The organism is Carboxylicivirga sp., from assembly GCF_982718395.1.
In genome coordinates this window covers 1-10320 of record NZ_CEXQWX010000197.1, presented here as the reverse complement: position 1 = coordinate 10320, position 10320 = coordinate 1, and the positions used below count along the sequence as shown (strand labels likewise).

Annotated in this window: 10 protein-coding genes; 5 read left to right on the top strand and 5 right to left on the bottom strand. The window is 37.3% G+C overall.

Going from position 1 to position 10320, the window contains the following annotated elements; genetic code table 11:
- Positions 1-823: 823 nt before the first annotated feature.
- A complete protein-coding gene (locus AC4MRQ_RS22755) occupies positions 824-2404 on the bottom strand; it encodes a M81 family metallopeptidase (protein WP_491200028.1) in 1581 nt (526 codons plus the stop codon).
- Positions 2405-2892: 488 nt separating this feature from the next.
- On the opposite strand from AC4MRQ_RS22755, the gene AC4MRQ_RS22750 reads away from it, so the two are divergent.
- The 5 genes from AC4MRQ_RS22750 to AC4MRQ_RS22730 all read left to right on the top strand — a co-directional run bounded on the left by AC4MRQ_RS22750 (position 2893) and on the right by AC4MRQ_RS22730 (position 6370).
- Positions 2893-3300, top strand: coding sequence for an RNHCP domain-containing protein (locus tag AC4MRQ_RS22750; RefSeq protein WP_491200027.1), 408 nt, complete (start codon positions 2893-2895; stop codon positions 3298-3300).
- Entirely contained in the window at positions 3290-4315 is a 1026-nt protein-coding gene (rsgA, locus tag AC4MRQ_RS22745) for a ribosome small subunit-dependent GTPase A (RefSeq protein ID WP_491200026.1), read from the top strand. Before AC4MRQ_RS22750 ends, rsgA begins: the two co-directional genes overlap by 11 nt.
- Before the next feature lie 262 nt (positions 4316-4577).
- Entirely contained in the window at positions 4578-5120 is a 543-nt protein-coding gene (locus AC4MRQ_RS22740) for a Crp/Fnr family transcriptional regulator (RefSeq protein WP_491200025.1), read from the top strand.
- Between the two features lie 75 nt (positions 5121-5195).
- Entirely contained in the window at positions 5196-5786 is a 591-nt protein-coding gene (locus tag AC4MRQ_RS22735; RefSeq protein WP_491200024.1) for an NAD(P)H-dependent oxidoreductase, read from the top strand.
- A gap of 47 nt (positions 5787-5833) precedes the next feature.
- A complete protein-coding gene (locus AC4MRQ_RS22730) occupies positions 5834-6370 on the top strand; it encodes a DUF4405 domain-containing protein (protein ID WP_491200023.1) in 537 nt (178 codons plus the stop codon).
- Positions 6371-6454: 84 nt separating this feature from the next.
- On the opposite strand, the gene AC4MRQ_RS22725 is transcribed toward AC4MRQ_RS22730, so the two are convergent.
- The 4 genes from AC4MRQ_RS22725 to AC4MRQ_RS22710 all read right to left on the bottom strand — a co-directional run bounded on the left by AC4MRQ_RS22725 (position 6455) and on the right by AC4MRQ_RS22710 (position 10014).
- Positions 6455-6925: a hypothetical protein gene (locus tag AC4MRQ_RS22725; RefSeq protein ID WP_491200022.1), complete on the bottom strand. Its 471-nt coding sequence runs from the start codon at positions 6923-6925 to the stop codon at positions 6455-6457.
- 81 nt (positions 6926-7006) lie between these two features.
- Positions 7007-8347, bottom strand: coding sequence for an ABC transporter permease (locus AC4MRQ_RS22720; protein WP_491200021.1), 1341 nt, complete (start codon positions 8345-8347; stop codon positions 7007-7009).
- Positions 8347-8982 (bottom strand): ABC transporter ATP-binding protein, encoded by a 636-nt coding sequence (locus AC4MRQ_RS22715; RefSeq protein ID WP_491200020.1) that lies wholly within the window; start codon positions 8980-8982, stop codon positions 8347-8349. The genes AC4MRQ_RS22720 and AC4MRQ_RS22715 overlap by 1 nt, the downstream gene beginning before the upstream one ends.
- Before the next feature lie 36 nt (positions 8983-9018).
- Positions 9019-10014, bottom strand: coding sequence for a CobW family GTP-binding protein (locus AC4MRQ_RS22710; protein WP_491200019.1), 996 nt, complete (start codon positions 10012-10014; stop codon positions 9019-9021).
- Positions 10015-10320 lie beyond the last annotated feature (306 nt).

Below are 10320 nucleotides of genomic sequence, written 5' to 3'. Positions count from 1 at the left end.
GTGGGAAATTGTCTCACCAAACGCTTATAATAGATCCATATCTATTCTTCTATAAGTAAATGAATCTATGATATAACTATAGCCATTTTAATGATTTCAATGGGAGTTTTGGCAGTATTAAATAAAGATGCTGGCTATTTTGAGTTAACCAGCATCATTACTATTTTTCAACAAAAGAGAATAATAAAACACGGATCACATCAAATAGTTGTGGATTAAAGCCAATTTCGAAAAAGCCTTAGTAATAATTTATTTACTTGTATTACCTATAGCAAAGTGATTTCGGGCGGCTTTGTCTTACCAGACGGGTTTTCATTTTTTCATTGCCAAAAAATGAAACAAAAAGGCTAGTCTCATTGATGCTTCCATGCGCTCTGATAAATAATAAGCATCACTATCAATGCAGGGCAAGCCCCATTGATGTTCTCTATATGATTTATCATTCACTCCTTAGCTGGCTCGCCAATGAGACGGGCCACCGCGCTTTCAGGGGCTGTTCCGCAGTAATTAAAAAAGACATCCGGAAGCTGATTGTCCTTCGGCCTCCTGTAAAATAGTTTTTGTTGAAGTGAAGGCATTAGGAAGACCGGGAAGTTCCAAACTTGTTTTGGAAATCACCTGGCCGAACTTATGACTGAGCTGAATAAGAAAGCTATTTTAAAGGCAGCCTTGATGTTTTTTGCTTCCTTTTTGTCATCAAGAACAAAAAGGAAGTCTGGTTTGGGCGAAGCGCCAAAGTGGATATGATGCAATTAATATTGAAGTTGAATATCCTGTGTTAGTTTTTGTCCACAAGAATATCAATTGATCCTAAAACACCTTATTATTCTTTCTTTTTCTCCTGATATACCGGAATGAGCCTTGCACTCAAATCCGGATCCTTCATATCCTTATCAAACGGAAACATTGGCCGGATAATGCGTTGGTGACCAAGGCGCAGTAAATCCTGATCAACGCCTCCGGGAGTAAGTGCCATCAGCCAGTCAGCACGCATATTATACAGTTCTGGTACTAGGTAGCCAATTTTTACTACCACAATATCACTTTGTCGCGGATTTAGTCCTAACTCTGTAAAGTCAGACTCGTGATGATATGGTTTGCGTTTCCCGGTCACGATAATATTCACACTGCCAACCCTGACCACAACCTCGGTTTTAGCATCCCTGTCACCTTGCTTAATCTTCACTATCTTTCCGGTTACAGGTAGCGGAGGAGCATATCGATCATCAATATCGGCTCCAACGGTGCCGCTGATAGTGGCTCCTTCTCCTGCTTCAATTGCCTTTTGTACAAACTCAGGTCCCGGAATAGAAGCATAAATCAAAGACGGGCCATTAGCATTCTTAAATTCTTTTCGTTTAAGTATTTCTGTAAGTGTCCAGGTAACATCCCCGGCACCTCCGGCTGTTGGGTTATCACCCATATCACTAATAATGAAAGGTTGTTTTTTGGATGCTATAGCTTTATCCAGACACTCTTCAAGAGAAGCCACAGGAGCAACAAATTCAAATTGTTCCCGAACATCCCAAAACGCTTTGGCTAATGTTTCGGCGGCCTCTGATACTGCTTCTTTGTCATCACCATAAGCCATTACAACGCCCCTGTTACGAGGTTCATCGGCCCAGGCATAACCAACCCATATAGCAGCATCAATAACACCTTCTTGCCTGGTTAGCGGATCCACCATGGCATATAAGCTTTTACCCGGTTCGATGCGCGTGCTTGTTTTTTCGCCCGGTAAAAGAATCGGAACCGGAATCCATGCCTTATACTTTGGTTTTCCCTGCCCGCTTTCGAGGCGTTCAACCAAATTGTTTAATGCCCGGTATTTCGATTCAAGTGCATCTTCGTGTGGCGCTAAACGGTAACAGGTGATCAGATCAGTGTTTTCTGCTAATCGTTCTGTGACATTTCCATGCAAATCCATCGAGGTGGAGATCATGATATCTTCACCCAGTAGTTTTCGAATGCGCACAATAAGATCACCTTCCGGGTCATCTAAGCCTACAACACTCATCGCTCCATGAATATCAAAGAATAAGCCATCGTAAGGAGCATTTTCTTTCAGACGTTCAAGCATTTCATTAACCAATGTTTCATAGGTTTCCCGTGTTACTATGCCTCCGGGTATCGCGTGTCCGCGCAAAGTTGGATGCCATTCGGCACGTTTTCGCATAGCCGATGTATCGCTCATAAACGGATAATACGAAAATATTTCATCACCTCTTCTGGTGCGGAAGGCTTCAATATCGGACTGTGCGGGTGAGAAAGTGCTCGACTCAATGGCCAACCCGGCAATGGCTATTTTGGGTAGTTTGTTTTTCTTTTCTTGTTTTGACAAACTGCAGCCAGATAAAGATAGTATGCCAAAACAAATGGATGTAAGAATAATTAGTTTTTTCATGATAATCAGATTATACGCAATTCAGATACACAACTGAATATACTCCGCTCCAGAGCAATTATTTAATTCAGCTGTTATTTCAAAGTTACATTGTTTATCTGTTTCGTTGCTGAAAAAAGATTATTCTTTAACATGATTGTAAATGATCAGATAAAAAAGAACATACCTCCCCCAACTGGTGTCAGTTGATTAGTAAATAAGCCTGAACTAGCCAAAGTTTACAACTAAAACAAAAAATGCAAAAATGCATCTAAGACAAAAAAATTGATTTTTAATTATTAAAGTGTACATTTGCAGCACTAAAATTATTTGATGTTTAAGATTATTCTGGTTCGTGTTAAGTAAATAATCACAGTCCTAAGTGACTTTGATTATGCCATTTGTACTCAAGCAAGTTCTTGCTGGAGTTATTTCTATATAAATATTCTAGGTATTTATGTTGGTTGAATTACTATTCTCAATTAGTAATTATACTTAACGCAAAAACAATGTCACGTTCTAAAATAATACATGAAAATCCCATGGAGTCATTTATCTGTGCCTCATGTGGAAAAGCTGTTCCTCCTGTAGAGTTTGGAGGAAAACAAAGAAACCACTGTCCTCACTGCCTGTGCAGCATACATGTGGACATAACACCAGGCGACCGGAGGGCAAGCTGTCGGGGAATAATGAAACCAATTAGCATTTACGTTCAACAAAATAAAGAATGGTCGATCATTCATCGATGTACAAAATGTCACACCATCAGGTTAAACCGAATTGCAGCCGATGATAATGAGTTGCTATTACTTACAATGGCTGCCGAACCATTGATGTCGTTACCATTCCCATCTAAAACAATGATATCGACCTTACATAAACTAAGTATGGAGAAAGGAGGAGAAGATGTGTACTAATATTACAAAAGGTCGCATTGTTGAAAAACAATACAATACATACAAGGTACAAACAGATACAGGTGTTGAAAAAGCCAAACTAAAAGGGAAGTATTTTCAAACAATACAAAATAAAAGTGAGTTTCCATGTGTAGGTGATTGGGTTGAGCTCAACGAATGCGATGGTTTTTTACAGATTGAGAAGGTACTGAACAGAAGAACGCAAATAAGCAGAAAAGTTGCAGGCTCCACAACAGAAGAGCAGGTAATAGCAGCCAATATTGATTATGTAGTGATTGTTTTGGGATTGGACGGAGGACGTAACTACTCCGACAGATTATTGGAACGACTAACTACTGTTGCCTGGAATAGTGGTGCCACGCCTTTGGTTGTTTTAAACAAAGCCGACCTTAACGATGAGGCGGAATTTGTTAAGTTACAGGCCGAAGCCATTGCTCCCGGGGTTGATATTATAGTTACAAGTGTTGAAGACGGAACCGGAATTGATATACTTGCAGGCTATTTGTCAAGAGGGAATGTTGGTGTTTTTATTGGCCCTTCAGGTGTTGGTAAGTCAACGCTTACAAACGCATTGTTGAAAAAAGACGTGCAAAAAACCAATGAGATAAGGCAAAAAGACAAGAGAGGGCGGCACACTACCTCTACATCGTTTATGTTTGAATTGGAAAGTGGTGGCTATATTATTGATTCGCCTGGTTTAAAGGAAGTTCAGGCATGGGCAGAAGAACAAGACCTTGATGATACATTTAGCGAAATAGCAGAATTGGCGCACTATTGCAGATTTAGTGATTGCAAACACGAAGGAGAGCCTGGTTGTGCTGTTCAAGCTGAACTGGAAAAGGGTTTTATAAGCCCCGAACGTTACGACAGTTACCTTCATTTAAAGAAAGAACTTGCTTTTCTAAACCGTCGCAAAGCTGAGAAAAACAGTAATGTAGAAAGGCAATACGATAAGCAGTTTAGTAAAATGGTTAAACGAGAAATGAGTAAAAAACAGAAATTAAAGAATTATTAGAATAAACAGTTTTAGCTATTCCCCCTGCTGGCGCCGATCCGTGATCGGTGCCGTTTCATTTGTTATTGCATGTTAAGCCAGGCAAAGTTTGCAACTTTGTTGAATGATTTAAGTAGCCTGTGACTATTACTGACTTAAAGCAAAGCTCCAAAAAAGAATATAGTTTTTAGAGAAAATGTAAATTTGAATAAAAGTAATATTACACAAATACCAGGTTGTGTGCTATTGATCGAGGTTTTAAAGACGATAAAGCATTGTATTAATGAACTATGATTTCAATATAGAGGGTTCACTATTCAGCAATTTTGAAAGTCTCTTTGAGCAACACGAATTACCCGCAAAGACAACCCTTTTGTGCGAGGGAGAAATTGCAAATAAAATTTACCTGGTAAAGAAAGGATGCTTGCGGCAGTGGTTTAATAAAGATGGGAAGGACATTACATTTCAATTCTTTTTCGAAAATCAGACCGTTTCATCATTCGATAGTTTTATAAATAATATACCGAGTATTTTTTCAATTGAAAGTATAGAACCCAGTGATGTTTATTCGTTGAGCAAAAACCATTTTAATAATATACTTAGAGAACAACCTCATTTTAAAGATAAATTATTGGAATTGGCTTTTCAGCGTTTCAGGCACTATACACAACTATTCCTTTCCAGGATTAAAGATTCGCCCCGCGAACGCTATGAAGAGTTGCGGAAGAACCATCCTGAAATTTTACAGCGGGTTCCACAACATTATATTGCTTCCTATTTAGGCATCACTTCCGTTTCTTTGAGCAGAATAAGAAACAGGAAGTAGCTTGTTTATTAACAATTGTTATCGTCTTGCTTTAACTGTTCGAGATAGATTTGCCAAAAATAAATTTTGAAAATCATGAGAACAGTTATCGTTTTTAACCATCCTTACAAAGGGAGTTTTTGTAATGCCATATTAGAGTCAACCATTAAGGGATTAAACAAAGGCGGTCATGAAGTTGATTTGATTAATCTGGATAAGGATGATTTTAATCCCGTAATGACGCAAGATGATTTAAAAGGCTTTATCAACAAGCAAGCTTTTGACCCTAAAGTGAAGAATTACAAACAACGACTTGAAAAAGCACAATATCTGATATTTATATTTCCAATATGGTGGGAACTCATGCCTGCCTTGACCAAAGGATTTATCGATAAAATTTTCCCTGGTATTGCCTATGATTACAAGGAGAATGGTTTAGGTATGAAACCCTTGTTAAAGAACCTGGAAGGAATTTCCATGATTACTACTATGAATACACCTGGTGTTATCTATCGATTTTTATTTGGGAATGCCATAAAGAAGGCCATGCTAATGGGAACCTTTTGGAAGATGGGCTATAAAAATCGCAAATGGATAAGTCTGAATATGGTAAAGCAGGTTTCTGATTCTAAAAGAAAGCATTGGTTAATGAAGATCGAAAAACGATTCGCTAAAGAAAGCTTATAACCAGATAATCAATATTATTACACCGGTACTTTCAAACAAATAACACAATGAAGATTAAAAGAAACATTGTTACACCCTATATTACATTTTCATTTATAGTAATAGCACTCTCAGGTATTTTAATGTTTTTCCATGTTTTTGACGGTTATACCGAAGTGCTTCATGAAATCATTGGCTTAATGTTCGTTATCTTTTCCATACTACACATCGTGGTTAATTGGAAAAGCTTAAAAAGTCATTTTAAAAAGAAAGCGTTTATTGTTTCCTTCATCCTGACATTATTACTTTCGACAGGTATAATTATAATTGGTAATGGGCACGGAGAACATAAACGTTTTATTATGCAAAAACTTACGGAAGCCGATATTGTCAATACCTGTGAAATATTACAGATTGATTATCAGGAAGCAGAAATGATTCTGAGAAGCAACAATATAATAATAGGTAAGTCGAAAACAATAGATGGAGTTGGTTTAAAGAATCATAAATGTCCCGACGAAATATTAGAGTTAATTATAAATAATAGAAGTCAATTAACAGTCACAAATAAAAACGGGGATGGGACTGCCCCCAGCTGGCGCTGATTTGCAATCAGTGTCTTGACTCCTTGATAAATATATGAAGCTGTCTCATCAAATGAAGAAATTTTAGATAAGCAAAGCTCATAACTATTTTATAATCTTTACCAATTCAGCTTCATTTAACACATATACCAAGTGTTGATAGTCTTTGGCATTAAGGCGCAATTTGCCTTTTAATTCAATGTAATTATCAGTTTTTAATTTTTTAAATTTGCTTAGTTGATCTGCTTTTGGGTTAATCTCAACAATGGTTTCTATACCGGAACCGGTGCAGAAAAAGCATGTTTTCATAGGATTATATGAAACAACAAAAACACTGCCTGTCACATCTACCGGAAGAAAAAATCCCTTGATGGTTACTTCTTGCCCTTCCAGTTTTTTCAGGTTATTACCAAATTTAGGCCTCGGAAGGTAGGTGTCAAAATTAAGTGCATAAGCGTATCGTATTTTCACATCATTAAGCAACAAATCCCAGGTCTTATCCGGGCTGGTCGTTTGAGCCTCAGACAGAGATATTGTTGTTAGGATTAAGAATGTAATGGTCACTATTCTTTTCATTTTGCTTGTACTGTCAGGTGGTTGTTTCATAAGGTTAAATTGATTGCTCTTTGCAGGTTTTTAAGCATTGTTACTGCATGTTTATAGTTTATTAAGCAGATAATGAATATTGGTATTGTAAGCTTTAACGGCAGGTATCAATGCGGATAAGCAGCCTATAGCAATGGCATAAAACAACAAATATATTTCACTTGTAAGAATTGAATTACTGAGAGAAATTCCCATGTCAGTATTAAAAGCTGATATAATTACAAGCATAACTCTTGTGGTGATGATGGAAAAGATCCAGCCAATGGATGCAAGCAATGCACCTTGAACTAATAAAAGCAGCAATGACTTGAATCTTGATACACCTAACGATCGCAATAAAGCTAATTCAAATAATTCCAGGTTCAGTCTGTTAAGCATATGAACCAGCAGGTTGATTGCTGAGAAGGCGATAATTAGCCAGGCCAGTATTCTTAGTGTTGTAAAACCAACACCTAAAAGAGTCATTAGGCGGTTTAACTCAATAGCCGGAGAAGCAGCCTGCATTACCGTATTTTGATTAATGATTCCGGGCAATGTTGTTGTAGCCATAGGATTATTAAAAAATACAAGTAAAGATGTTATCTGTTCGTCAGTATCGTGTTTATGTTCACTTAATTGTCCTTTGTGATCGTTGTAAAGGTGCATTTCTTCGGCTGAAAGCTCTTCGTTATCAGCTACTTTTTCAAGCACATTTTCAATGGTCGGGGTAGAATGATTATGGGAGCAATGATCGCAGTGTTCATGCCCATCTGCATGATCATGTTCACAGTGCTTGTTGTGGTTATGAACGTCCCAGACACTCTCAACCTGAGTTAAAATCAGCCGGTCAATAACTGAATTGTTTTCGTTTAATATCCCTGTAACCAGGTATGGATGTTGATCATGAGCGTGTCCATGCTCCATAAAACCGTGAACACCCGTAAACTTATCTCCCGGTTTAAGACCCGTTTGCGATGCTACTTTTGATCCGATAACTACTTCCATCACCTGCTTGTTCCACTTGCCTTCTCCCAAATGAGCATTGTAGGTATTGGCGTAATCTTTATTGGTACCAATAATCCGGTAACCCTTAAAATTATCACCAAGTGCAATCGGGATTGTATTTTTTACAAGTGGGTGCTTCTCTATTTTTTCAGCATCAGATATACTTATGTTGCCTGTTGGGTAATCAGCATGAAAAACAGATGACAGGATCAGTTGTAAAGGGCTGCCCTTTGCACCAACTACCAGGTCAATACCGGCTATATCCTGCTCAATTCTTTTTTGCGCGCTGTTTTCAAAATGCATCAATATTCCGATAATGCTCATGCCAATGGTAAACATGATGATGCTTAAGAAGGTATTAAAAGGTTTAGCTCTAAGCTGTGCTATGGCTAATTTTAAAAGCTCCATTATTGCAGGTTTAAGTTGATTAAGTTGTTGATACTAGCATCTAAGCGATTATCATGAGTAGCAATCAAAAGGGTAACACCATGTGTGTTACAAACTTTTGAGATAATATCAGCAAACCGCTGGCAGTTTGTATTATCAAGACTTGAAGTAGGTTCATCGGCCAAAATAATCTTTGGTTGATTAACCAGTGCCCTGGCAATAGAAAATCGTTGTTGCTCGCCCTGGCTTAACTCATGTGGTCGTTTGTTAATCAATTCGGTAATATTTAATTCATCAGTCAGGTGGGCGATGTATGTTTTGTCGATGGCAGTTCCAGCCAATTTATGCGCGACCACAAGATTGTTATACATACTCAATGATGAAACAAACAGGTTTTTCTGAAATATAAGCCCAATTGTTTCAGCCCTGAACTGATCATTTTCAGATTGGCTTAATTCATTAATTAAGATATCATTTATCTCAATGGAACCAGATGTAGGACTCAGTATCCCGGATAACAAGTGAAGGAGTGTTGTTTTGCCCGTACCGGAATCACCTTTTAACAGCCACTGTTCTCCTTTATTTATTGATATATCTTGAAAATTAAGGCGCTTTCTGCCTTTGTATTCTATCCTTAAATCTTTTGTGCAAATCATGTTTTATGGATAATAGCTATTGATAAGCCGGTGTTTTTATTCGTTCGTAATTACTAGTTCTGCCAGACTGTTTTCAATCATTTGTCTGTCAAGATGCTTTCCGATAAATACAAACTTGCTGTATCTTTCTTCCTTACTCCAGATCTTTCCTTCCTCCAACTTATACGAGTTCTTAACGGCCTGAAAAATAGATTGAATATTTGAATTGGAGGTGCTTAAAATACCCTTGATTCGAAAAATATTATGACTGTTGAAAAATAAAAAACCAGACATCCATGTTTCGAATTTCTCCAAGGCAATATCGCCTTTCAGAATAAATGCTTCTGATGATATATCGTGTGTATTAAGCAGGCGTTGTGTGTCAAGAGTAATGCCTGACACTAATGGAAAATCTGTGGTTGTTTTTTCAATTGATTTCCCTGTAAATGAAAAGTTATCAAGTATTGATATTGAGCTGATATTTGAATAGGATACAGCATCACATTTTGCAACCGGATTTATTTTCCGGATAAGTTCAAACAGGTCTTTTATATAGGCCTGATGAACCGAATCAGCTTTGTTAATAAGCACGTGATCTGACAGGGCTATTTGTTTTCTCACTTCTCGCTGTTCATCAATAAAGTCTTCAATATTTACAGCATCAGCCACACAAATTACACTATCTATTATAAATCTTTTTTGTAATTCCTCCGATGAAATAAACATACTGACTACTGAGTCAGGGTCTGCAATTCCGGTTGTTTCAATAAGGAGATGGTCAAATTTTAAAGAACTATCCAACAAGGTGTTTATAGTCTCCAGAAAATCACCTTGCAATGAGCAACAAATACATCCGTTAGAAAGCTCAAAAATATTCTTAGCATCCTCAACAATGAGACCACCATCAATGCCAATATCACCAAATTCGTTCTCAATAACAGCAAATTTTCTATCCTGATATTTAGAAATGATGTTATTCAGCAATGTGGTTTTTCCACTTCCTAAAAAGCCTGTGATGATGGTTACTGGTATTGTATTTTTATTCAACTCCATTAAAAATGCTAATCAATATAAATGCAACATTGTTGCAAATATACCTTTAATTCTAAAAGTACTCAGGCAAGTATGGCTTTGATTATTCTTTGTTAACAAACTTTAGTAGTCACACTGAGTATGGATATCATTAATTGCAGTTTTAGATGCTTACTTACACCATTTTCAGTATGGTAGATGAATTATTTGTACGAGGGTGTCCAAAAATAATTTGCAAAAGATAGAAAGACTTACAAAATGGAAACATTAATATTTCCAATTTGTAGGTCTAAAAGATCAACTAAGCGGATCACCCGCTAAGTCGGT

Excerpts from the sequence above, each read along its gene's own strand:
- AC4MRQ_RS22755 (WP_491200028.1), bottom strand. The coding sequence starts at position 2,404 with ATGAAAAAACTAATTATTCTTACATCCATTTGTTTTGGCATACTATCT.
- AC4MRQ_RS22750 (WP_491200027.1), top strand. The coding sequence starts at position 2,893 with ATGTCACGTTCTAAAATAATACATGAAAATCCCATGGAGTCATTTATC.
- rsgA (WP_491200026.1), top strand. The coding sequence starts at position 3,290 with ATGTGTACTAATATTACAAAAGGTCGCATTGTTGAAAAACAATACAAT.
- AC4MRQ_RS22740 (WP_491200025.1), top strand. The coding sequence starts at position 4,578 with ATGAACTATGATTTCAATATAGAGGGTTCACTATTCAGCAATTTTGAA.
- AC4MRQ_RS22735 (WP_491200024.1), top strand. The coding sequence starts at position 5,196 with ATGAGAACAGTTATCGTTTTTAACCATCCTTACAAAGGGAGTTTTTGT.
- AC4MRQ_RS22730 (WP_491200023.1), top strand. The coding sequence starts at position 5,834 with ATGAAGATTAAAAGAAACATTGTTACACCCTATATTACATTTTCATTT.
- AC4MRQ_RS22725 (WP_491200022.1), bottom strand. The coding sequence starts at position 6,925 with ATGAAAAGAATAGTGACCATTACATTCTTAATCCTAACAACAATATCT.
- AC4MRQ_RS22720 (WP_491200021.1), bottom strand. The coding sequence starts at position 8,347 with ATGGAGCTTTTAAAATTAGCCATAGCACAGCTTAGAGCTAAACCTTTT.
- AC4MRQ_RS22715 (WP_491200020.1), bottom strand. The coding sequence starts at position 8,982 with ATGATTTGCACAAAAGATTTAAGGATAGAATACAAAGGCAGAAAGCGC.
- AC4MRQ_RS22710 (WP_491200019.1), bottom strand. The coding sequence starts at position 10,014 with ATGGAGTTGAATAAAAATACAATACCAGTAACCATCATCACAGGCTTT.